Source organism: Pseudolysinimonas sp. (assembly GCF_057350545.1).
The window spans coordinates 1-22,566 of the sequence record NZ_JBMRCP010000020.1 but is presented as its reverse complement, the minus strand read 5'-3'; the positions used below and the strand labels follow the sequence as shown (position 1 = coordinate 22,566).

Genomic DNA, 22,566 nt, shown 5'->3' with positions numbered 1-22,566 from the left:
GTCGACCTCGAGGATCTCGACGGTGACCTCCTGGCCGACCTCGACGACCTCGGACGCGTGCTCGATGTGCTTCCACGAGAGCTCGGAGACGTGCACGAGGCCGTCCACGCCACCCAGGTCGACGAACGCGCCGAAGTTGACGATCGAGGACACGACGCCCTTGCGGACCTGGCCCTTCTGGAGGTTGTTGAGGAAGGTCGAGCGCGACTCCGACTGCGTCTGCTCGAGCAGCGCGCGGCGGCTCAGCACGACGTTGTTGCGGTTCTTGTCGAGCTCGAGGATCTTGGCCTCGATCTCCTGGTCGAGGTACGGCGTGAGGTCCCGCACGCGGCGCAGCTCGATGAGCGACGCCGGGAGGAAGCCACGGAGGCCGATGTCGACGATGAGACCACCCTTGACGACCTCGATGACCTTGCCGGTCACCACGCCATCCGTGTCCTTGATCTTCTCGACGTCGCCCCACGCGCGCTCGTACTGCGCGCGCTTCTTCGACAGGATGAGCCGACCCTCCTTGTCCTCCTTCTGGAGAACGAGGGCTTCCACCATGTCGCCGACGTTGACGACCTCAGACGGGTCGACGTCGTGCTTGATGGAGAGTTCGCGGGAGGGGATGACACCCTCGGTCTTGTAGCCGACGTCGAGGAGCACCTCGTCGCGGTCGATCTTCACGACGGTGCCCTCGATGAGGTCTCCGTCGTTGAAGAATTTGAGAGTCTTCTCGACCGCGGCCAGGAAGTCGTCAGCGGATCCGATGTCGTTGATCGCGATCTGCTTGGGGGCCGAAGCGGTCGTTGCGGTGGTCATGTAGTGGTTTCTCCGGGGATGGGCATAGGTAGGGCCTCGAACGGGGTGGTGCTGGGATGTTGGGTGCGCCCGAGGCAGCCGGATAGATCTCGCGTCAAACGCGACTCTCCAGCCTACCGCTTTCGGTCCTGCTCTGCCACGCTCGCCGGTGAGACCCCGTCCCTCGTCGGGCGGCGGCGACGAGAAGCAGCAGACCCGCCAGGATCGCGGTCGCCGGGATGACCGGTTCGAGGCTCGGGCTCCCCGTCGCGGGAAGGCCGGGGGCTGCGGCGACCGCCACCGCAGCGGTCACGATCGTCGCGACCAACGAGACGTCGGGGGCCACTCCATTGGTCGCGGTGATCGTGAAGGTCGAGGTGCCCGCGACGAGAGGCGTCCCGGAGATCTCGCCGGTCACCCCGTCGAAGACGAGGCCGGTCGGCAGCGCGCCGGACGAGAGGACGTATCCCACGGCGGGAGTGCCCGTCGCGGTGACGGTGAACGCGTACGGCGTGCCCGCCGTCGCAGCGGTGGGTGCGCCGGAGGTGTACTCGGGGGCACCTGTGGTCGACGTCGTCCCCGCGGGCGCGCAGCCGGTGGGCAGCACGACCTCGGTCGCGTCGAGGGTCACGGCCCCGTTGGCGGCCAGGAGGCGACCGGTGATCAGAGTGCCGGTGGTGGCCGTGATCGACTCCGCTGCCATGACCGTCCCGGAGAAGTCGGTCTCGGTGCCGAAGGTCGCCGAGCTGCCGACCCGCCAGAACACGTTGCAGGCGGTGGCGCTTCCGGAGAAGACGATCCGGCTCATCGAACCGGTGATCAGGGTGCTCGCGGCGTCGAAGACCCAGATGTCCGTCGAATCACCGTCGAGGGTCAGGGTGCCGGCGGCGTCGAGGGAGAGCGCTCCACCCCGGTAGACGCCGGGCACGAGATTCATGCCCGTCAGGTTGGCGAGCCCCGAGATCGTCGGAGTGAGGCCGGCGGCGGTCACCATCGCAGCGGTCAGGTCGGTCTGCGCCTGGTCGGCGACCGCATCGGCAGGGTGCATCGCCGCTCCGACCGAGAGGAGACCCGGCGGGAAGCCGACGATCGCAGAACCGGGGCTCACGCCGACGTCGCCCCCGATGACAGTCGGTCCGGTGTTGGTGACCGTGCTCGACGCGAGCACGCCGAACGGCTCCGCGGTTCCCAGGTCGATGGGCCCATCGATGATCGTGGCCCCCCACGCGTCCTCAGCCGGCGTCAGTGCGAGCCCGAGTGCGACCAGAAGAGCGACCGTCGCCATCGCCCCCCGGCGAATCGACGTTGAACCATGTACTTCGGCCACGAGGGCCCCCCACCGCTGTCCGGGCACTCGACCTCCGTGTACGGATCGGTCTACCCCAGTTGCCTAAGCAGTACCACGGCGCGCCCGGGAAACGAGAAACTCCCAGGTCCGCCCGCCGTCCGCCTCAATGAAACGCTGGGGCGTGCACCCGTACTGGGGGTGCGGATCAGCCTCGGTGGCGTCGTCGGACCGAGAGGATCGCGTCGATCGCGCCGCCGATCTCGGGGTGCTCGAAGACGTAGCCCGCCGCGAGGAGGCGCTCCGGCGCGACCCACCGGCTCTTCAGCACGAGTTCCGTCTCGGTGCGAATGGCCCACGCCCCCGGCTCGAGGAGCCACCGATGCAGCGGGAGGCCGAACGGCATCCCGATCGCCTCGCGGATGCTGCGCATCACCGTGACGCTGTCGACCGGGTGGGGCGACGACACGTTGACGACCCCGTCGAGCTCGGGGTGCGCCACGAGGAACCGGATGATGCCGAGCACATCCGCGAGGTGCACCCACGAGAAGCGCTGACGTCCCCCCCGCGCGCCGTACTCGTGGAACGTGCCGGCGGCGACCCGACGGCGCGAGCGGAACCACGGTCCGTCGACCTGGGGCCCGCCGAAGCCGACCCGCGCCAGGCCGAGCAGCGGGGCGAGGGCGCTGCCGTCCCCGAGCACGATCGCCGTGCGCAACGCCACTCGCCGCGTGTCCGGCAGGTCGCGTTCGAAGAACGCGTCCTCCCAGGCGCGGGCGACGTCGACCGAGAAGCCGGTGCCGAGCTCTCCCGCGGCCTCGGTCATGGCGCGATCCTCGGCGTGCCGGTAGATCGTCGCGGTCGACGAGTTGAGCCAGAGGGTCGGTGGGTGGGATGCCGCCGCGATCGCCGCTCCGAGCTCACGGGTCGTGTCGACGCGTGAGCGCACGATCTCCGCGCGATTCGCGGCGTGGTACCGACAGTTGACGCTCTTGCCCGCGAGGTTGAGCACGAGGTCGGCGCCGTCGACGAGCGAGCGGATGCCGTCCGCCTCGCCCCAGCGGGCGTCCGCGGCGCCACGCCCGATCGTGGTGACCTCGTCGCCCGATCCGCGGAACGCGTCGACGAGGTAGCGACCCATGAAGCCGGAGGCTCCCGCGACGACGACCTTCACGCGTCCTCCAGGGTGTACTCGAAGGTGCCCGCGTACTCGTAGATGCGCCCGATCAGCGGTGCCGTGAGCGTCAACTCGACCCGCTGTCGCGCGCCGTCCGCACGTTCGACGAGCCTCACGCGGGGGGCGCCGAGGATCGGGAATCGCCACCGCCCCACGCACAGCAGGGTGCGGGTCGAGCGCAGCTCGAGGCGGCCGTCGCGCACGCTCGCCCGCAACTCCGTCTCGAGGCGGCCGTGAGTGCCGAGCAGGTCGACGAGGCCGCGGTCGGTCATGCCGATCGCGTGCCGCATCACCCGGTGGCCCCGGGCGAACCCGAAGACCAGCGTCGCGCGTACCGCCGTGCCGACCGGCGTGTTGCGCACCTCGAACGGCACCTCGCGCTCCCAGACCGGGAACGCGATGCCCGCCCGAGCGAGGATCGCGAGCACCGGCCACAACCAGCGCCGTGGCGTGCCGACGGTCTCGAAGACGCCCGTCCCCCGCCCGATCCTCCCCGGAGGCAGCTCGGAGAAGTACGCGTGCAACCCCGGGTCGAGGGCCTGGAACCGGTCACCCAGCGCGAGGCGCCACGGTGAGGACACCGCTACTTGAGGAGTGTGGCGCGCAACGTGTCGAGCCCGACGCCACCGATGTCGAGGGCCTTCTTGTGGAAGTCCTTGAAGGAGAACGCGGCGCCGTCGCGGGCCTGCGCGGCATCCCGGATCTGCTCCCAGATCCGCTGCCCGACCTTGTACGACGGCGCCTGGCCCGGCCAGCCGAGGTAGCGGTTCACCTCGAAGCGCACGAACGAGTCGTTCATGTTGACGTTGTCGCGCATGAAGCCGAGGGCGTAGTCGTGGTCCCACGTGCCCTCACCGTCGAGGCGCGGCTTGCCGAGGTGCACCCCGATGTCGAGGACGACGCGCGCCGCACGCATGCGCTGACCGTCGAGCATCCCGAGCCTGTCGGCGGGGTCGTCGAGGTAGCCGAGCTCCTCCATGAGGCGCTCGGCGTAGAGCGCCCAGCCCTCCGCGTGCCCGCTCGTGCCGCCGAGCTGCCGGCGCCACAGGTTGAGGGTCGCGCGGTTGTAGACGGCCTGACCGATCTGCAGGTGGTGGCCCGGAACACCCTCGTGGTAGACGGTCGTGAGCTCGCGCCACGTGTCGAACTCGGTGACGCCCTCGGGCACGCTCCACCACATCCGGCCGGGGCGCGAGAAGTCGTCCGCGGGGCCGGTGTAGTAGATGCCGCCCTCCTGTGTCGGCGCGATCATGCACTCGAGCGCCTTGATGGGCTCCGCGATCTCGAAGTGATCGCGCGACAGGTCGGCGACCGCCCGGTCGCTCGTCTCCTGCATCCAGCGCTGCAGCGCCTCGGTGCCGTGGAGCTTGCGGGCCGGATCCTTCTCGAGCGCGGCGATCGCGTCAGCGACCGAGCCGCCGGGCACGATCTGTCCGGCGATGCGGGTCTGCTCCTCGACCATGCGGGCGAGTTCCTCGATGCCCCACTCGTAGGTCTCGTCGAGGTCGACCTTCGCGCCGAGGAAGTGCTGGGAGCGCAGGGCGTAGAGCTCGCGCCCCACACCGTCGGTCTCCCCCGCCACCGGCGCGAGCTCGGTCTCGAGGAACTTCGCGAGGCGGTCGTAGGCCTCGGCCGAAGCCTCCGCGCCCTTCCGCAGGTCGGAGGTCAGCGACTCGGGCAGGTCGGCGCCGTCGCCGAGCTTCGCGCCGCCCGTGAAGTCGAAGAAGAACCCGAGCGGGTCGCCGTGCTTGCGCGCCTGCTCGGCGACCTCGTGCACCTGACGGCGCGCGGGGACGTGTCCCTCCGCGATGCCGCGGCGCAGCGTCTCGATGTAGCCGTCGACGGCGCCCGGGACGTTCCCGAGGCGGGTCGCGATGGTCGACCAGTCACCCTCGGAGGCGGTCGGCATGAGGTCGAACATGTCGCGGATCCCCTGCGGCGGACTCGCGATCACGTTGAGGTCGCGGAGGTAGTAGCCGGCGTCGGCCGACGCGATCTCGAGCTCGATCGTCGAGCTGATGTCGGTCTTCGTCACCTCGTCCACTTCGTCGACCGGGGTCGCCTCGGCGAGGGCGTCGCGCACCTTGGTCGCGGCTGCGATGTAGGCGGCGTGCCCGTCGGGCGAGAAGTCGGCGAGCTCGCCGAGTCGGCCGTCGACGCCGATGTAGATCGCCAGATCCGGGTCGAGGTCGACCATCGTGGCGACCCAGTCCTCGGCGATCTTGTCGATCTGAGACGGGGTCCTGTTGGGCTGTTCGCTCATGCGACCCAGCCTAGGACGGTGCTCGGCCGATCGGCAGTGGCCGCGGCGTCAGTCCTCGGTGAGGTCACGCTCGAGCAGCGCGATGATCGCGTCGACGGCCGCCTGGTCATCGGCCGACACCGTCACCTCGTCGCCGTGGTTCACATCGAGCGAGAGGATGCCGAGGATGCTCGCGGCGTTGACGGTGCGACCGTGGGCGGCGAGCTGGACAGGTACCCCGGTGCCGGCCGCGGCGAGGCTCACGAGCGACGCGGGACGGGCGTGCAGCCCGATCCGCGACGCGACGACGGCTGTGCGTTCCGGCATGAGAACCCCCTCGTCCACGCGCCCTGCTCGGGAGCCGCAAAGGCTCAGTGGGCCGCTGAGTCCCAGTTTGCCCCGGCTCCCACCTGCACGTCGAGGGGCACGCTCAGATCGGCGGCATGCGACATCCTGTCGATGAGGATGGCGGTGACCTCCTCGAGCTCGCTCGCGACGACCTCGAGCACGAGTTCGTCGTGCACCTGCAGGAGCATGCGCGAGGCGAGGCCGCGCTCGCGGATGTCGGCGTCGACGCCGAGCATCGCGACCTTGATGATGTCCGCGGCCGTGCCCTGGATCGGCGAGTTGAGGGCTTGGCGCTCGGCGTTCTCACGCAGGGTACGGTTCGTCGAGGCGAGGTCGCCGAACGGCCGGCGCCGACCGAAGAGCGTCGTCGTGAAGCCGTCGACCCGCGCCTGCTCGACCACTCCGCGGAGGTAGTCGCGCACGCCTCCGAAACGCGCGAAGTAGTCGGCGATGAGTTCACGCGCCTCGGAGACCTCGATGCGCAGCTGCTTGCTGAGGCCGAACGGTGAGAGCCCGTAGGCGAGGCCGTACGACATCGCCTTCACCTTGGTGCGCATGGTCGCCGTGACGTCGGCGGGGTCGACGCCGAACACGCGGGCGCCGACGAACCGGTGCAGGTCTTCGCCCGAGTTGAAGGCTTCGATGAGCCCGGCGTCTTCGGAGAGGTGCGCCATGATGCGCATCTCGATCTGCGAGTAGTCGGCGGTGAGCAGCGTGTCGAAGCCCTCGCCGGGAATGAACGCGGTGCGTACCTCGCGGCCGACCTCGGTCTTCACCGGGATGTTCTGCAGGTTCGGGTCGTTCGACGCGAGGCGTCCCGTGGCCGACCCCGTCTGCTCGTAGTTGGTGTGCACGCGGCCGTCGGCGGCGATGCCCTTCTGCAGCGTCTCGACGATCTGCTTGATCTTCGTCGCGTCGCGGTGCTGGAGCAGGAGGTCGAGGAACGGATGCGGGTTGAGATCCTGGAGGTCTTGCAGCGACTGCGCGTCGGTCGAGAAGCCCGTCTTGTTCGACCGGGTCTTCGGCATGCCGAGCTGGTCGAAGAGCACCTCCTGGAGCTGCTTCGGCGAGCCGAGGTTGATCTCCCGGCCGATCTCGGAGTACGCGCGGGCGGCGATGTCGGCGACCTGCGCGCCGAGCCGCTCGTTGAGCCCGGCGAGCACGGGAGCGCTCACGGTGACGCCCTGCGTCTCCATCCGGCCGAGCACGGCGCCGAGCGGCACCTCGATCTCGTGCAGGACGCGCGACGAACCCGGGTCGAGCCGACCGGCGAGCTCGATCGCGAGCCGCCGCACGAACCATGCCTCGCTCGCCGGGCTGAGCGGCTCCGTCTCGGGGACGAGCTGATTGGGGTCGGGCTGCGGGAGGTTCTCGCCGAGGTAGTAGTAGACGAGCGAGGTGAGCGTCTCCGACTTCACCGACGGCCGGAGCAGCCAGGCCTGGAGCGCGGGGTCGAGGTCGACGCCCGCGAGCTCGACGCCGGCGGCGGTGAGCGACTTGGCCTGCCGCTTCGCGTCGTAGACGTGCTTCGGCGACGTGCTCGCGAGCCACGACTCCAGAGCCGGCTCACCCCACGGCACCCAGACCGAATCGGATTCACCGGCGATGCCCACGCCGTCGATCCGGCCGTCGAGCAGAGCGACCCGCACGCCGAGGGGCGTGGTGCCCCCGGCCGACTGGCGGTCGAGCCAGGATTCGAGCTCGACTCCCCGCAGCGTCTGCACGGGCGGGACCTCGGTCGTTCCGGCTCCCCCGTCGGTGAGCTGTGCCGTGTCGGTGACGCCCTCGATCTTGAGCAGCCGCTCGAGCAGCGCCTTGAACTGCAGGCGCCCGAAGATCTCGCGCACGGCGTCGACATCCATCGGGCGACGCTCGACATCACCCGGTCCGAAGGGCAGCTCGACGTCGGTGACGAGGCGATTGAGGCGGCGATTGCGCAGCGCTCGGTCTTGCTGCTCGCGCAGGTTGTTGCCGACCACGCCCTTGATGTCGTCGACGTGGGCGAGCAGGTTGTCGACGGTGCCGTATTCCTGGATCCACTTCACGGCCGTCTTCTCGCCGACCTTGTCGATGCCGATGAGGTTGTCGCTCGTCTCGCCGACCAGCGCGGCGACCTCGGGATACTGCTCGGGCTCGATGCCGTACTTCTCCATCACGGCATCCCGGTCGTAGCGCTTGAGCTCGGAGACGCCGCGCGCGTTCGGGTAGAGCAGGGTGATCTGCGGCGTGATGAGCTGGATCGTGTCGCGGTCGCCCGACGTCACGAGCACGTCGAATCCCTCCGCGGCGCCCCGGGTGGCGAGGGTCGCGATGATGTCGTCGGCCTCGAAGCCCTCGACCTCGATGGTCGGGATGCTCATGGCGGCCAGGGCCTCCTGCAGGAGCGGGATCTGACCCTTGAACTCCGACGGGGTCTCTCCGCGCGTGCCCTTGTACTCGGGATACTCGGCGGTGCGGAACGACACCCGCGACTTGTCGAACGCGACCGCCAGGTGCGTCGGCTTCTCGTTCTGGAGCAGCAGGTTGAGCATCGACAGGAAGCCGTGGATGGCGTTCGTGTGCTGGCCGTCGCGGGTCACGAAGGAGTCGATCGGGAGCGCGTAGAAGGCGCGGAACGCGAGGGAGTGGCCGTCGATGAGCAGGAGCGTAGGCTTTTTCGAGTCCGGCACGGCGTTCAGCCTAGCCGCCGCTCCCGACACCCGGAGGTCCCGTGAAGCTCCCCGCCGACCTGCATCCCGACCTCCTCGAACGCTTCGCGAACGGCGGCGGGGAGCTCACGCGGAGGATGGGGATCGAGTTCCTCGAGCTGGGCGCGGACCTCTCCGTCGCCCGGATGCCGGTCGAGGGGAACACCCAGGTCGTCGGGCTCCTGCACGGCGGTGCCCACCTCGTGCTCGGCGAGTCGCTCGGCTCGCTCTCGGCCGCCATCCACGGCGGGCCGGACCACATCGCGGTCGGCATCGAGATCAGCGCCTCGCACTCGCGCTCGGTCACGTCGGGCTGGGTCACGGGCACGTGCCGAGCCCTGTCTCTCGGACGCACGCTCGCGACGCACGAGATCGTCGTGACCGACGCGGACGGCAACCGCCTGTCGACGGTGCGGATCACGAACTACCTCAAGCGCATCCGCTGACTCACGCGCCGAAACCGAGGCGTTCGAGCATCGTGCGGGCGAGCTCGTCGACGACCTCGGGGTCGAAGTCCGTCGCCTCGAACAGGAACGCGTCGACCACGAGGACGGTGCGCCCGGCACGTACGACGGCGGTGCGGGAGCTGACACCGTTCACGACGTGGCCCCCGTCGATCGAGAGCCCGTGGCCTCCGGTGAAGCGCGCGATCGCGAAGCCGTCCGGCCCGACCTCGTACTCGCCGACCGTGTAGCCGGGGCAGTCGTTCGCCGCCTCGAGGGCGTGCTGGATGTAGGCCGTGGCTGCTTGGTCGGAGGCGAACTCGCGCGCGTTGACCAGGATGCTGCCCGGATACTCGTCGTGCGCGAGGTAGCCCACCTCGACGGTGCGATCGTCCGAACCTTCGTCGGACGGCGCGACGCCGTACGGAACGAGATAGAGGGGCAGGCACGCCTGCGGCTCCCCCGCGCTGTCCTCCCACTCGTGGGAGATCGTCTCGACGTCCTCCCCCGCCGTGAGCTCGGCGCCGGAGGCGACCCACGACATCCCCGACGGAGCGTCGGAGTCGGTGAGCACCTCGGAGAGGTCGAGCGACGGGGACGGGGTCGTGCATCCCGCGAGCACGAGCACCACGAGGGCGGAGGTCAGCGCGAGGACGTGCCTCACGGTCACTACTTCTTGGGCTGCAGTTGCTCGATGATCGCCTGCGCGACATCGTGCATCGTGAGACGACGATCCATGGATGCCTTCTGGATCCACCGGAACGCCTCCGGCTCCGAGAGGCCCATCTTCTCGTTGAGCAGGCCCTTCGCCCGGTCGACGAGCTTGCGGGTCTCGAAGCGCTCGACCATGTCGGCGACCTCGGCCTCGAGCGTCACGATCTGCTGGTAGCGGCTCAGCGCGATCTCGATCGCCGGGAGCAGGTCGTTCGGCGTGAACGGCTTCACGACGTAGGCCATCGCGCCCGCCTCGCTCGCGCGTTCGACGAGCTCCTTCTGGCTGAAGGCCGTGAGCAGCACGACGGGAGCGATGTGGTTCTTGGCGAGTCGCTCGGCCGCGGAGATCCCGTCGAGCTGCGGCATCTTGACGTCCATGACGACGAGATCGGGCTTGAGCTCGGTCGCGAGGGCTACGGCGGTCTCGCCGTCGCCCGCCTCTCCCACGACATCGAACCCGTTGTCGCGGAGGATCTCGACGATGTCGAGGCGGATGAGCGACTCGTCTTCTGCGACGACGACGCGTCGCGGCGCGGTCGGAGTGTCGGTGGCGTCGGTCACGCGTCGAGCCTACGGTACGTTGGGCACCGCGGCGCTCGACGGCGCCGCAAGCCGGATTGGCGGAATGGCAGACGCGACCGACTCAAAATCGGTTGTCCGAAAGGACGTGTGGGTTCGACCCCCACATCCGGCACCTGAGGAGGACAGCCATGACCGTCGTGATCACCGAAGGAACCGCCGAGCGGCACATCCGGGCGGAACGTGCCACCCTCACCTTCACCCCGCGTGCGGTCGCCGACAGCTCCGCGAAGGCCGTCTCGGCGGTCGAGAGCATGACGGCACGGCTCGTCGAGCGCGCCAAGGCGTTGCGGGCGACAGGCGACGCCACCTGGCACCACGTCGGCACGGTGACCGTCACCTCGCGCACCGTCGGCGCCGACGATGATCGGATCGAGCACATCGCGCGGGCGCAGGTGCAGATCAAGCTCGCGAACCTCGCCCTCGTCGGCCCGCTCACGAGCGAGCTCTCCGCGGCGACGATCTCGGTCGTGCCGACCTGGGCGCTCACCGAGGCGACGCGCGTCACCTACGAGCGGGAGGTACGCCTCGCCGCGGTCGCCGCCGCACGGGCACGCGCCGACGACTATGCAACTGCGCTCCAGGGTCGGGTGAAGTCGGTGCTCGAGCTCTCCGATCTGCACGGCGCCGGTGTCTCGTCGGCGACCCGCGGCTCGGGTGCCGGGCAGGGCGGCGTCGAGGTGACGGTGCCCGAGATCACGGTCTCGGGACGCATCACGGCGAAATTCGACGTCGCCTGACGCGACGCGACCGAGGGTCGGGTATCGCGTCACCCCGCCCGACGAGGCGCGCTGACGGTGACCCACCGGGTGACGCGACCGGGGCGCGCCTAGACTTCCGAGGTGGAGGCCACCCGCCCGGTCGGCGCCGCGCTCGTGCGGATCGCGGTGCTCGTCACCGAACGCTACGAGGCGATCGGCTCGGAACTCGGGGTGAACTCCCGGGAGGGCCGCCTTCTCGTCGCGGTGACTCGTCGTCCGGAGAGCATCGGCTCGCTCGGCGCGCGGTTGCGCATCCCCAAGTCGACCATGACGTCGATGCTCAGCCGTATGGTCGCGGCGGAGCTCGTCACCCGCGAGTCGGTCGCCGCGGATCGACGTTCGGCGACGGTCGCCCCGACGGCGCGCGGCACAGAGGTGGCCGCCGTGCTCGAACGTCGAGTGCGGGCGAGCGTCCTCGAGTTGCTCATGCCCTTGGACGACGGCGATCGTGCGGCGCTCTCGGCGCTGTTGGAGCGCGTGATCGCCCACGCGGATGAACTCGACGACGCGCCCGTACTCCCCTCGGAGTAATCCGGCCCACTCGTCTTCCCCCGCCCTCGCCCGGGGACCTAGCCTCCGGATGGTACGAAAGTCGTACTAATGAGGAGGAACCGCCATGACCGCATCCACGTCCCCCACCGTCGCTCCGCTCCCCCGCGCCGCCCTGCTGCTCGGCGCCGGGTTCCTCGTCGCCGGCGCCGCCACGAGCGTCGTCGCCCTCGCGGCGTTCGCCGCGGGCGCCGACCCCTCCTTCGGGCCGCTCCTGCCGCCCGCTTACCTCACCTTCACGCTGCTCGGCCTCCTCGGCGCGTACGCAGGGTGGCGACTCGTCCGCCGCGTCGCCCGGCAGCCCGCGCGCACCCTCCGGGTCCTCGTACCGGTCGCGATCGTGCTCTCGCTCGTGCCCGACGTCGTTCTCGCCCTCACCCGGTTCATCCCGGGCGCCGACACGACCGCCGCGGTCGCACTCGGCACGATGCACCTCATCGTCGCCGGAGTCGCCGTGCCCCTCTTCCAACGCATCGCGCCGGTGCACTGACCCCGGCGCGGTCGATCGACTCAGGCGCCGCCCAGCGACTCAGTCGAGCCTGGCGAACCGCGGCCCGCGATACTCGTCTTTCTCGACGCGCTCCGCCCACATTCCGGCCGGGCGCACCCAGAGCTCGCTCGAGCCCTCGCGGTGGTACACCACGAAGGACTCCTCGGTCTCGCTGTGCCGGGCCGTGCCGACGACGACGTAGATCGCGCCCTTGAAGTGGCGGTACCGCCCGGGCGCGGGTCTCGACACGTCGCCGTCGGCGGCTACTCGATCACCGACATCCGACTCAGTCAGCGTGCTTGCCCGACACCCAGACGGGTCGCTTCGGCTTCAGCGCCGAACCCATCACGTGCACGCGCATGTCGTTGGTCGAGCCGGGGATGCCGGGAGGGGAACCGGAGATCACGACGACCTTGTCGCCGGCCTCGACGAGACCCTTCTCGAGCAGGATCTCGTCGACCTGCTTGTACATCGCGTCGGTGTGGTCGACCCGCTCGACGAGGAACGACTCGATGCCCCAGGTGAGGTTCATGCGGCGGCGGATGGCCTCGTCCGGCGTGAAGGCGAGCATCGGGATGCGGAAGCGCAGCCGCGACATCCGCCGCGCGGAGTCGCCCGACTCGGTGAACACGCACACGTACTTCGCGTCGACGAAGTCGGCGACCTCGGCCGCGGCGAGGGTGATCGCGCCACCCTGGGTGCGCGGCTTCGTCCCGAGCGGCGGGATGCGCTCGAGCCCGTGGTCTTCGGTCGAGGCGACGATGCGGGCCATGGTCTGCACCGTGACGACCGGGTACGACCCGACGCTCGTCTCGCCGGAGAGCATGACCGCGTCGGCGCCGTCGAGCACCGCGTTCGCCACGTCGGATGCCTCGGCACGCGTCGGCACCGGGTTGTCGGTCATCGACTCGAGCATCTGGGTGGCGACGATGACGGGCTTCGCCATCCGACGGCTCAGCTCGATCGTGCGCTTCTGCACGATCGGCACGGCCTCGAGCGGCAGCTCGACCGCGAGGTCGCCGCGCGCGACCATGATGCCGTCGAAGGCGTCGATGATCTCCTCGAGGTTGTCGACCGCCTGCGGCTTCTCGATCTTCGCGATGACCGGGACCCGACGCCCCTCCTCCGCCATGATCTCGTGCACGCGCGTGACGTCGGCGGCATTGCGCACGAACGACAGGGCGATGTAGTCGGCGCCGAGTTTGAGGCCCCAGCGCAGGTCGTCTTCGTCCTTCTCCGACAGCGCGGGCACGTTCACCGCGACTCCGGGCAGGTTGATGCCCTTGTTGTTCGACACCTTGCCGCCCACGACGACCTCGGTGCGCACCCGCACCCCGTCGGTGTCGAGCACCTTCACCTTGACCTTGCCGTCGTCGATGAGGAGGAAGTCGCCGGGCGTGACATCCTGCGGCAGTCCCTTGAACGTCGTGCCGCAGAGCTCCTTCGTGCCGGGCACATCCTCGGTCGTGATCGTGAAGATGTCGCCGACGGCCAGCTCGTGCGGGCCGTCCTCGAACTTCGCGAGGCGGATCTTGGGCCCCTGGAGGTCGACGAGCACGGCGACGGGGGCGCCGAGGTCTTCCGCGGCCTTGCGCACGTTGGCGTAGACCTCGTTGTGCACCTCGTAGGTGCCGTGGCTCAGGTTCATCCGGGCGACGTTGACGCCGGCTTCGATGATCGAGCGGAGGGACTCGTAGCTGGATGTCGCCGGCCCGAGGGTCGCGACGATCTTGGCTCTTCTCATGGTGGTGGCGGTGTTCCTTCTGGTGGTGGCGGTGGCGGAGTGAAGGACGGAGGACGGCGTGGCCGTCGCTGCTAGCTAAACAGGCGAACAGGCTGCGTTGGCTACACAGACAGCGCGCGGTCGGTCGGACGCACGGGGAACGGCAGCCGGGTCTCACCCTCGAGGTAGCGGTCGACGGCCGAAGCCGCCGCGCGACCCTCGGCGATCGCCCAGACGATGAGCGACTGCCCGCGGCCCGCGTCGCCGGCGACGAACACACCGGCCTCGCTCGTCGCGTAGTCGTCGTCGCGCTCGACGTTGCCGCGGCCGTCGAAGGGCACCCGGAGCTGCTCGTCGAGGCTGTCGGACTCGGGGCCGGTGAAACCCATCGCGATGAGCACGAGGTCGGCGGGGATCTCGCGCTCGGTGCCCGACTTCGGCACGCGACGTCCGTCGAGGTACTCGGTCTCGGCGACGCGCAGGGCGCGCACCTCGCCGACCTCGTTCGCGAGGAACTCGACGGTCGAGGCGAGGTACATCCGTTCGCCGCCCTCCTCGTGGGCGCTCGACACCTCGAAGAGAGTGGGGGTGGTCGGCCACGGCTGGGTCTCGGGGCGTTCGCTCGGCGGCTGGATGCCGATCGCGAGGTTGGTGACGCTCAGCGCGCCCTGACGGTGCGCGGTGCCGATGCAGTCGGCACCGGTGTCGCCGCCGCCGATGACGACGACGTGCCGCCCTTCCGCGGTGAGCTGCGCCGGCACGGAGTCGCCCGCGACGACCTTGTTCTGCTGCACGAGGTAGTCCATCGCGAAGTGCACGCCGAGCAGGTCGCGGCCCGGGATCGGCAGATCGCGCGGCACCGTCGCACCGGTCGCGATGACGACGGCGTCGTAGCGCGAGCGGAGGTCGCTCCACGACAGGTCACGGCCGATCTCGACGCCGGCGCGGAAGCGCGTGCCCTCGGCCTGCATCTGCGAGAGGCGGGCGTCGAGCCGCTTCTTCTCCATCTTGAAGTCGGGGATGCCGTACCGCAGCAGGCCGCCGATGCGGTCGTCGCGCTCGTACACGGCGACGGTGTGACCGGCACGCGTGAGTTGCTGAGCGGCCGCGAGCCCGGCAGGGCCGGAGCCGACCACGGCGACCGTCTTGCCGGTGAGACGCTCCGGCGGATGCGGGGTGACCCAGCCGTTCGCCCAGGCCTGGTCGATGATCGACACCTCGACCTGCTTGATCGTGACGGCGGGCTGGTTGATACCGAGCACGCACGACGACTCGCACGGTGCCGGGCAGAGGGTGCCGGTGAACTCGGGGAAGTTGTTCGTCGCGTGCAGCCGCTCGATCGCCTGGCGCCCCTCGCCGCGCCAGATGAGGTCGTTCCACTCGGGGATCAGGTTGCCGAGCGGGCATCCCGAATGGCAAAACGGCACGCCGCAGTCCATGCAGCGCCCGGCCTGCCGGCGCAGCTGCGTCGGGTCCTGGTTCTCGTAGACCTCTTTGAAGTCCATGATGCGCACCGGCACCGGTCGGCGCTTCGGGAGCTCGCGCTCCTGCACCTTCATGAATCCCTTGGGATCAGCCATGGCTCAGCCTCCCGTCGCCTGCATGATTCGTCCCCAGACGACATCGCCGTCGGGGTCGAGGCCCTCGTCGAGCGCCTCCTGCCGGGTGCGCAGCACGGCGGCGTAGTCACGCGGCAGCACCTTCACGAACGCAGCCAGCGTCGCGTCGAGGTCAGCTCGCCGGGCGGATGCTCGCCGACCTCGACGCGACGCTGTCGAGCGGCACGAGCGAGAGTTCGCCGGACGCGAGCGCCTCACGGTTGACCCGCTCGGGACGCAGGTCGTACACGTAGGCCGTGCCCCCCGACATCCCGGCCCCGAGGTTGCGCCCCGTTCCGCCGAGGATCACGGCGAGCCCGCCCGTCATGTACTCGAGCGCGTGGTCGCCCACGCCCTCGACGACGGCGGTCGCGCCGGAGTTGCGGACGAGGAAGCGCTCCCCCACGACGCCGCGGAGGAACATGCTGCCCTGCGTCGCGCCATACCCGAGCACGTTGCCGGCGATCACGTTGCGCTCGGCGGGGAACACCGAATTGCGCGGCGGACGCAGCACGATCTGTCCGCCGGAGAGGCCCTTGCCGACGTAGTCGTTCGAGTCGCCCTCAAGGCGCAGCGTGATGCCGTTGGGCATGAACGCGCCGAGCGACTGACCCGCCGAACCGGTGAGCGAGACCTCGATGGTGCCCGCGGGCAGCCCGTGCTCGCCATGGCGCTTCGTCACCTCGTGGCCGAGCATCGTGCCGACGGCACGCTCGGTGTTCTTCACCGGCAGCTCGATCGACACGTGCTCGCCGTGCTCGAGCGCGGCGGCGGAGCGGCGGATCAGCTCCACGTCGAAGTGCTCGTCGAGCTCGTGATTCTGCGCCCGGCGGTTGCGTCGCGGCTCGTCGTCGGCGAACTCCGGTCCGACCAGGATCGGCGTGAGGTCGAGCCCGTCGGCCTTCCAGTGGTCGACGGCGCGGTCGACATCGAGCAGGTCGGCGCGCCCGATCGCCTCATCGAGCGAGCGGAAGCCGAGCTCGGCGAGGTACTCCCGCACCTCCTGCGCGATGTACTCGAAGAACGTCTCGACGAACTCCGGCTTGCCCGTGAACCGGGCGCGCAGCTCCGGGTTCTGGGTCGCGACGCCGACCGGACAGGTGTCGAGGTGGCAGACGCGCATCATGATGCACCCCGAGACGACGAGCGGCGCCGTCGCGAAGCCGTACTCCTCGGCGCCGAGGAGCGCGGAGACGATGACATCCCGCCCGGTCTTGAGCTGGCCGTCGACCTGCACGACGACGCGGTCGCGCATCCCGTTGAGCATGAGCGTCTGCTGCGTCTCGGCGAGCCCGATCTCCCACGGCGTGCCCGCGTGCTTCAACGAGTTGACGGGCGACGCGCCCGTGCCGCCGTCGTGGCCGGAGACGAGCACGACGTCGGCGAGGGCCTTCGTCACGCCGGCGGCGACGGCCCCGATGCCCGACTGCGACACGAGCTTCACATGCACGCGCGCCGACGGGTTCGCCCGCTTGACGTCGAAGATGAGCTGCTTGAGGTCTTCGATCGAGTAGATGTCGTGATGCGGAGGCGGCGAGATGAGTCCCACCCCGGCCGTCGAGGGGCGCGTACGCGCGACCCACGGATACACCTTGGCCGCCATGAGCTGCCCGCCCTCGCCGGGCTTCGCGCCCTGCGCCATCTTGATCTGGATGTCGGTCGCGTGCGTGAGGTAGAGGCTCGTGACGCCGAACCGGCCCGACGCGACCTGCTTGATGCGGCTGCGGCGTGCGGGGTCGAGGAGCCTGTCGACATCCTCACCGCCCTCGCCTGTGTTGGACCGCCCGCCGATGCGGTTCATCGCGATCGCGAGCGTCTCGTGCGCCTCCTGCGAGATGGAGCCGTAGCTCATCGCGCCGGTGTTGAAACGGGAGATGATCGACGAGACCGACTCGACCTCGTCGAGCGGCACGGGCTTGCGCTCCTCGGTCTTCAGCTTGAAGAGCCCGCGGAGGGTCATGAGGTTCGCGGCCTGCTCGTCGACGAGGCGGGTGTAGTCGCGGAAGATGTCGTAGCGGCGCGCGCGCGTGGAGTGCTGCAGCCGGAACACCGTGTCGGGGTTGAACAGGTGCGGCGGTCCCTCGCGACGCCACTGGTACTCGCCGCCGACCGCGAGCCGCTCGTGTGCGACGATCGCGCCGTCCTCGGGGTAGGCGGCGGCGTGCCGTGCGGCGTTCTCGGCGGCGATGACCTCCATGCCGACGCCGCCGAGCAGGCTCGTGGTGCCGGTGAAGTAACGGTCGACGAACTCCTGCGAGAGCCCGACCGCCTCGAACGCCTGGGCGCCGGCGTACGACCCGACGACCGAGATGCCCATCTTCGACATGATCTTGAGCACGCCCTTGCCGAGCGCCTTGATGAGGTTCTTGACCGCCTTCTCGGGCGTCACGCCGGTGATCATCCCCGCGTTGACGAGCTGCTCGGCGGTCTCCATGGCGAGGTACGGGTTGATCGCGGATGCGCCGTAGCCGACGAGCAGCGCGACGTGATGCACCTCGCGCACGTCGCCGGCCTCGACGACGAGACCCACCTTCATGCGCGTCTCCTGGCGGATGAGGTGATGGTGCACGGCCGAGAGCATGAGCAGCGACGGGATCGGCGCGAGGTCGGCGTTCGAGTCGCGGTCGGAGAGCACGAGGAACTGCGCGCCGTCGGCGATGGCCTCGTCGGCCTCGACGCACATCGCCTCGAGCCTCTGAGCGAGCGCCTCGGGCCCGTCGTCGAGGCGGTAGAGCCCCTTGATGACGCGCGTACGCCGGGCTCCCCGCTCGCCGTCGCGGCGTGAGACGAGGTGCTGGATCTTCGCGAGCTCGTCGTTGTCGATCACCGGGAAGTCGAGGATGACCTGCCGCGCATGGTCGGGGCCTGCGGCGAGCAGGTTGCGCTCAGGGCCGAGGCCGAGCTTCATGCTCGTGACGACCTCTTCGCGGATCGAGTCGAGCGGCGGGTTCGTCACCTGGGCGAACTGCTGGGTGAAGTAGTCGAAGAGCAGCCGGGGACGGTCGCTGAGCACCGCGATCGGGGTGTCCGAGCCCATCGCGCCGAGGGGCTCGGCGCCGTTCGTCGCCATCGGCGTGAGAAGGATGCGCACCTCCTCCTCGGTGTACCCGAAGGTGCGCTGGCGGCGCACGACCGACGCCGGGGTGTGCGAGATGTGCTCGCGCTCCGGCAGGTCGGAGAGGTGGATGCGGCCGGCGTCGAGCCACTCCTGCCACGGCTGCGACGCCGCGAGGTCGGCCTTGATCTCGTCGTCCTCGATGATGCGGCCTTCGGCCGTGTCGATCAGGAACATCTTCCCGGGACGCAGACGGCCCTTGCGCACGACCTTGTCGGCCGGGATGTCGAGCACGCCGATCTCGCTCGCGAGCACCACGAGGCCGTCGTCGGTGACGAGGAAGCGGCCGGGACGCAGCCCGTTGCGGTCGAGCGTCGCGCCGACGAGCGTGCCGTCGGTGAAGACGAGGGCGGCGGGACCGTCCCACGGCTCCATGAGCATCGAGTTGAACTCGTAGAACGCGCGACGCGTGGGGTCGAGGTCGCTCTGGTTCTCCCAGGCCTCCGGCACCATCATCATCATCGCGTGCGGCAGCGACCGACCGCCGAGGTTGAGCAGTTCGACGACCTCGTCGAACGACGCCGAGTCGGAGGCGCCCGGGCTGACGATCGGGAAGAGCGGCGTGAGGTCGCCGAGGAGAGGGCTCTCGAGCTGGCTCTGCCGCGCGCGCATCCAGTTGCGGTTGCCCTGCACCGTGTTGATCTCGCCGTTGTGGGCGATCATGCGGAACGGCTGGGCGAGCGGCCACGACGGGAACGTGTTCGTCGAGTAGCGCGAGTGCACGAGGGCGAGACGCGAGACGAAGCGCTCGTCGGAGAGGTCGGGGTAGAACGGCTCGAGCTGGAGGGTCGTCACCATGCCCTTGTAGACGAGCGTGCGCGCCGAGAGGGAGACGAAGTAGGCGCCGAGCTCGCGCTCCGCGCGCTTGCGCAGTCGGAAGGTGAGGCGGTCGACGAGGATGCCGGACAGCGGCTGGCCGCCCTCGCCCGAGTTGGTCGGCTCGACGAAGAGCTGCTCGAAAGTCGGTGCGGCTTCGAGGGCGAGGTTGCCGAGATGGGTCGGGTCGGTGGGCACGTCGCGCCAGCCGAGCACGCGCAACGACTCCTGCTCGGCGATCTCTGCGATCGCGGCCTTCTGCTCCGCGCGCTCCGCGTCGTCGGTCGGCAGGAAGGCCATGCCGACGGCGTAGCGGCCGGCCGGCGGCAACTCGAACGGGACGGCGGCGCGCAGGAACGCGTCGGGGATCTGCGTGATGATGCCCGCGCCGTCACCGGTGCCGGCATCGGAGCCGATCGCGCCGCGGTGCTCGAGGTGACGCAGGGCGTCGAGAGCCTGGGTGACGATGTCGTGGCCGGCGGTGCCACGCAGCGTCGCGACCATGGCGAGTCCGCACGCGTCCTTCTCGAACGCGGGGTTGTAGAGACCCTGGGCCGCAGGAACGGTGCTGAACCGCTCGAATGCGTTGGGAGTCGTCATGGAACCGTCCTCACGATGGTGCTGGAGTGGGACGTCGCTGGCCCAACGGATGCTGTGGTGGCGTGCTGCGGATCCGTGCCCCGGCGCGAGGGGTACGCGATCGCGGGGCTACTTCCGGGTTGAACCGCTTGTGGCGGGGGTACGAGCCGAATCGGCGTCATCGCCGGGCTCGTCGGAGTCCGAATAGAACTCGTCGGAGTCTACCGCACCCTCGGGAGTCCACTCCTTACCGGGTCGGTAGACGCTCGCCTCGATGCCGGGGTGGCGCCGAGTCTGCACGGCGATGAGGACGATGCCCGCGACGATGAAGAGCAGCGCGCCCCACACGTTCGAACGGATACCGAGGAGCGTCTCGCTCGGGTCGAGACGGATCGACTCGAACCACACGCGACCGATGCCGTACCAGATCGCGTAGAGGCCGACCATCTTGCCCCAGTACCACGCGTCGCGACGCACGAACGTGGGCCAGATCGGCAGGAATCGGCCGAGACCTGTCTGAGCCTTGCTGAACGACACGCGGTTCTCGATGAGCATGAGCACCGCGAAACCGGCGAGCAGCCAGACGATCTCGTAGAGGAACGTCGGGTGGAAGAGCGCGTCATCCGGGATGCCGGCCGGGATCGCCGGGTTCGGGCGGTCGATCTCGAGACCCCACGGCAGGTCGGTGGGGAGCCCGAACAACTCCTGGTTGAAGTAGTTGCCGAGACGACCGAACGCCTGGGCCAGCAGCAGCGTGGGGGCCATCGCGTCCACAGCCGCCGTGAAGCGCAGACCCACCTGGCGGCTCGCGATGTAGACGCCGAGCGCCCCGAAGAGCACGGCACCGAAGATCGCGACGCCGCCCGACCAGACCGCCCAGACGCTCGAACCGTCGGCGAGGTTGTCGAAGTTCAACGCGAACCCGAGCTTGCCCTCGCCGAAGTAGTCGTCGGGGTGCGTGGCGACGTGCCAGACGCGCGACCCGATGATGCCGAAGACCACAGCCCAGATCGACAGGTCGACGACGATCCACGGCTCCGCTCCGCGCGCCGTCAGCCGGTAGTTCGAGACGACGATCGCCACGGCGATGCCCACGAGGATCGCGAGGGCGTAGACGTGGATGACGAGCTGCTCGGGCAGGATCGGCAGGAGGTCGTGGAGGAACCCGAGCGGGATCTCGAAGGACGACCAGTCGGCGGGAGGGCTGGGGAGGCTCGTCGGAAGCACGGTGGCGAGTCTACTTCCTGGCCGCGTCGACGCCCGACGCCAGTTCGGCGGCCTTCGCTGCGGCCCCGGCGACGCCGCCTTCGGCCAGTGCGGTCACGAGGGCCGCGCCCACGATCGCCCCGTCGGCGTAGCCCAGGACCTCGGCGACCTGCTCGCCCGACGAGATTCCGATGCCGACGCAGGCGTTCTCCGCACCGGCATCGCGCAGTCGCGCGACGAGCGTGCGCGCCGCGGCATCCACGGTGGACCGGGCGCCGGTGATGCCCATGGTCGACACGGCATAGACGAAGCCACGGCTCGCCGCGACGGTCGTGCGCAGCCGTTCGTCGGTCGACGAGGGCGCCGCGAGGAACACCCGGTCGAGCCCCGTCCGGTCGCTCGTCGCGATCCACTCCTCGGCCGAATCGGGGGTGATGTCGGGCGTGATGAGTCCCGCTCCCCCGGCGTTCACGAGCGCATCGGCGAAGCGGTCCACGCCGTACTGCACCACCGGGTTCCAGTACGTCATGACGAGCACGGGGATGTCGACGCGCGCGCGCACGGCCTCGACGGCGGTGAACACGTCGCGCACCCGGAAACCGTTCGCGATCGCGGCTTCGGTGGCCTTCTGGATGGCGAGGCCGTCCATCACGGGGTCGCTGTAGGGCAGGCCGAGCTCGAGGGCATCCACGCCGTTCTCGGCGAGGGCGACGGCGGCGTCGATGCTCGTGCCGAGGTCGGGAAAACCGACCGGGAGATAGCCGATGAGACTTCCGCGGCCGTCGTCGCGGTTCTGTGCGATCCGGGTGCCGACGGACAGGGTGGGGACGGTCACGACTGCTGCGCTCCCTCGTCGAAGAGGTCGAACCACGTGCCGGCCGTCGCGACGTCCTTGTCGCCCCGGCCGGAGAGGTTGATGAGGATGGTGGCGTCGGGGCCGAGCTCCCGGCCGACGCGCAGCGCTCCGGCGAGGGCGTGCGCCGACTCGATCGCCGGGATGATGCCCTCCGTGCGACTCAACAGGCGGAGAGCCTCCATCGCCTCGGTGTCGGTCGCCGGGAGGTAGCTGGCCCGGCCGGCGTCGTGGAGCGCCGCATGCTCGGGGCCGACACCCGGGTAGTCGAGCCCCGCCGAGATCGAGTGCGACTCGATCGTCTGGCCGTCCTCGTTCTGCAGCACGTACGACCGCGAGCCGTGCAACACGCCCGGGCGCCCGCGCTCGATCGTCGCGGCGTGCTTCTCGGTGTCGACACCGTCGCCCGCCGCCTCGATGCCGATGAGCTTCACCTCGGCGTCGTCGAGGAAGGCGTGGAAGATGCCGATCGCGTTCGATCCGCCGCCGACGCAGGCCATGACGACATCCGGCAGTTTGCCCGTGAGATCGATCACCTGTTGGCGCGCCTCTTCGCCGATGATCTTCTGGAAGTCGCGCCCCATCGCGGGGAACGGATGCGGTCCCGCCGCCGTGCCG

General features: G+C 69.8%; 21 protein-coding genes and 1 tRNA gene. 5 read left to right on the top strand and 17 right to left on the bottom strand.

Annotated elements, in window-relative coordinates; translation table 11 throughout:
- The 7 genes from ACO1X9_RS02440 to polA all read right to left on the bottom strand — a co-directional run.
- Positions 1-804: S1 RNA-binding domain-containing protein (locus ACO1X9_RS02440; RefSeq protein WP_486349237.1), on the bottom strand; the 804-nt coding region annotated here is incomplete at its 3' end.
- Positions 805-898: 94 nt separating this feature from the next.
- Positions 899-2,068 carry an ice-binding family protein gene (locus ACO1X9_RS02435; protein ID WP_486349236.1) on the bottom strand — a complete coding sequence of 390 codons (1,170 nt, stop codon included), beginning with the start codon at positions 2,066-2,068 and terminating at the stop codon, positions 899-901.
- A gap of 208 nt (positions 2,069-2,276) precedes the next feature.
- Positions 2,277-3,242 (bottom strand): epimerase, encoded by a 966-nt coding sequence (locus tag ACO1X9_RS02430; protein ID WP_486349235.1) that lies wholly within the window; start codon positions 3,240-3,242, stop codon positions 2,277-2,279.
- Entirely contained in the window at positions 3,239-3,826 is a 588-nt protein-coding gene (locus tag ACO1X9_RS02425; protein WP_486349234.1) for a DUF4166 domain-containing protein, read from the bottom strand. The genes ACO1X9_RS02430 and ACO1X9_RS02425 overlap by 4 nt, the downstream gene beginning before the upstream one ends.
- A gap of 2 nt (positions 3,827-3,828) precedes the next feature.
- Complete coding sequence (locus ACO1X9_RS02420; RefSeq protein ID WP_486349233.1) at positions 3,829-5,508, bottom strand: DUF885 domain-containing protein; 1,680 nt, start codon at positions 5,506-5,508, stop codon at positions 3,829-3,831.
- Between the two features lie 48 nt (positions 5,509-5,556).
- On the bottom strand, positions 5,557-5,814 hold the full coding sequence (locus ACO1X9_RS02415; RefSeq protein ID WP_486349232.1) for an HPr family phosphocarrier protein: 258 nt from the start codon (positions 5,812-5,814) through the stop codon (positions 5,557-5,559).
- A 44-nt stretch (positions 5,815-5,858) separates the two neighbouring features.
- Entirely contained in the window at positions 5,859-8,504 is a 2,646-nt protein-coding gene (gene polA, locus ACO1X9_RS02410) for a DNA polymerase I (RefSeq protein ID WP_486349231.1), read from the bottom strand.
- Positions 8,505-8,545: 41 nt separating this feature from the next.
- Here polA and ACO1X9_RS02405 point away from each other — a divergent pair, with 41 nt between their 5' ends.
- A complete protein-coding gene (locus ACO1X9_RS02405) occupies positions 8,546-8,968 on the top strand; it encodes a PaaI family thioesterase (RefSeq protein ID WP_486349230.1) in 423 nt (140 codons plus the stop codon).
- A 1-nt stretch (position 8,969) separates the two neighbouring features.
- Here the strand turns inward: ACO1X9_RS02405 and ACO1X9_RS02400 are convergent, their stop codons facing one another.
- Positions 8,970-9,629, bottom strand: coding sequence for a hypothetical protein (locus ACO1X9_RS02400; protein ID WP_486349229.1), 660 nt, complete (start codon positions 9,627-9,629; stop codon positions 8,970-8,972).
- A 5-nt stretch (positions 9,630-9,634) separates the two neighbouring features.
- A complete protein-coding gene (locus ACO1X9_RS02395) occupies positions 9,635-10,240 on the bottom strand; it encodes an ANTAR domain-containing response regulator (protein ID WP_486349228.1) in 606 nt (201 codons plus the stop codon).
- 50 nt (positions 10,241-10,290) lie between these two features.
- On the opposite strand from ACO1X9_RS02395, the gene ACO1X9_RS02390 reads away from it, so the two are divergent.
- The 4 genes from ACO1X9_RS02390 (at position 10,291) to ACO1X9_RS02375 (ending at position 12,058) form a co-directional block, all read left to right on the top strand.
- Positions 10,291-10,373, top strand: a tRNA-Leu gene (locus ACO1X9_RS02390).
- Positions 10,374-10,389: 16 nt separating this feature from the next.
- Complete coding sequence (locus ACO1X9_RS02385; protein ID WP_486349227.1) at positions 10,390-10,998, top strand: SIMPL domain-containing protein; 609 nt, start codon at positions 10,390-10,392, stop codon at positions 10,996-10,998.
- Between the two features lie 102 nt (positions 10,999-11,100).
- The gene (locus tag ACO1X9_RS02380) at positions 11,101-11,550 is read left to right on the top strand and encodes a MarR family winged helix-turn-helix transcriptional regulator (RefSeq protein ID WP_486349226.1); all 450 of its coding nucleotides are present in this window, start codon (positions 11,101-11,103) and stop codon (positions 11,548-11,550) included.
- An 85-nt stretch (positions 11,551-11,635) separates the two neighbouring features.
- Positions 11,636-12,058, top strand: coding sequence for a DUF6069 family protein (locus ACO1X9_RS02375; protein ID WP_486349225.1), 423 nt, complete (start codon positions 11,636-11,638; stop codon positions 12,056-12,058).
- Between the two features lie 39 nt (positions 12,059-12,097).
- On the opposite strand, the gene ACO1X9_RS02370 is transcribed toward ACO1X9_RS02375, so the two are convergent.
- From ACO1X9_RS02370 to ACO1X9_RS02335, 8 genes are all read right to left on the bottom strand, one after another.
- Positions 12,098-12,307, bottom strand: coding sequence for a DUF1653 domain-containing protein (locus tag ACO1X9_RS02370; protein WP_486349224.1), 210 nt, complete (start codon positions 12,305-12,307; stop codon positions 12,098-12,100).
- Between the two features lie 37 nt (positions 12,308-12,344).
- Complete coding sequence (gene pyk / locus ACO1X9_RS02365) at positions 12,345-13,802, bottom strand: pyruvate kinase (RefSeq protein WP_486349223.1); 1,458 nt, start codon at positions 13,800-13,802, stop codon at positions 12,345-12,347.
- 101 nt (positions 13,803-13,903) lie between these two features.
- Entirely contained in the window at positions 13,904-15,361 is a 1,458-nt protein-coding gene (locus ACO1X9_RS02360; protein WP_486349222.1) for a glutamate synthase subunit beta, read from the bottom strand.
- Between the two features lie 3 nt (positions 15,362-15,364).
- A complete protein-coding gene (locus tag ACO1X9_RS02355; protein ID WP_486349221.1) occupies positions 15,365-15,487 on the bottom strand; it encodes a hypothetical protein in 123 nt (40 codons plus the stop codon).
- Between the two features lie 25 nt (positions 15,488-15,512).
- Positions 15,513-19,910, bottom strand: a complete 4,398-nt coding sequence (gene gltB, locus ACO1X9_RS02350) for a glutamate synthase large subunit (RefSeq protein ID WP_486349220.1) — start codon at positions 19,908-19,910, stop codon at positions 15,513-15,515.
- Between the two features lie 108 nt (positions 19,911-20,018).
- Positions 20,019-21,116, bottom strand: coding sequence for a prolipoprotein diacylglyceryl transferase (locus ACO1X9_RS02345; RefSeq protein WP_486349219.1), 1,098 nt, complete (start codon positions 21,114-21,116; stop codon positions 20,019-20,021).
- Between the two features lie 10 nt (positions 21,117-21,126).
- The gene (gene trpA / locus ACO1X9_RS02340) at positions 21,127-21,930 is read right to left on the bottom strand and encodes a tryptophan synthase subunit alpha (RefSeq protein WP_486349218.1); all 804 of its coding nucleotides are present in this window, start codon (positions 21,928-21,930) and stop codon (positions 21,127-21,129) included.
- The coding region (locus ACO1X9_RS02335; RefSeq protein WP_486349217.1) for a pyridoxal-phosphate dependent enzyme at positions 21,927-22,566 on the bottom strand (640 nt) is incomplete at its 5' end. The genes trpA and ACO1X9_RS02335, both read right to left, overlap by 4 nt.

Coding starts and splice junctions, on each gene's coding strand:
- ACO1X9_RS02435 (WP_486349236.1), bottom strand. CDS start 2,068: ATGGCGACGGTCGCTCTTCTGGTCGCACTCGGGCTCGCACTGACGCCG.
- ACO1X9_RS02420 (WP_486349233.1), bottom strand. CDS start 5,508: ATGAGCGAACAGCCCAACAGGACCCCGTCTCAGATCGACAAGATCGCC.
- ACO1X9_RS02415 (WP_486349232.1), bottom strand. CDS start 5,814: ATGCCGGAACGCACAGCCGTCGTCGCGTCGCGGATCGGGCTGCACGCC.
- ACO1X9_RS02385 (WP_486349227.1), top strand. CDS start 10,390: ATGACCGTCGTGATCACCGAAGGAACCGCCGAGCGGCACATCCGGGCG.
- ACO1X9_RS02375 (WP_486349225.1), top strand. CDS start 11,636: ATGACCGCATCCACGTCCCCCACCGTCGCTCCGCTCCCCCGCGCCGCC.
- pyk (WP_486349223.1), bottom strand. CDS start 13,802: ATGAGAAGAGCCAAGATCGTCGCGACCCTCGGGCCGGCGACATCCAGC.
- ACO1X9_RS02360 (WP_486349222.1), bottom strand. CDS start 15,361: ATGGCTGATCCCAAGGGATTCATGAAGGTGCAGGAGCGCGAGCTCCCG.
- gltB (WP_486349220.1), bottom strand. CDS start 19,910: ATGACGACTCCCAACGCATTCGAGCGGTTCAGCACCGTTCCTGCGGCC.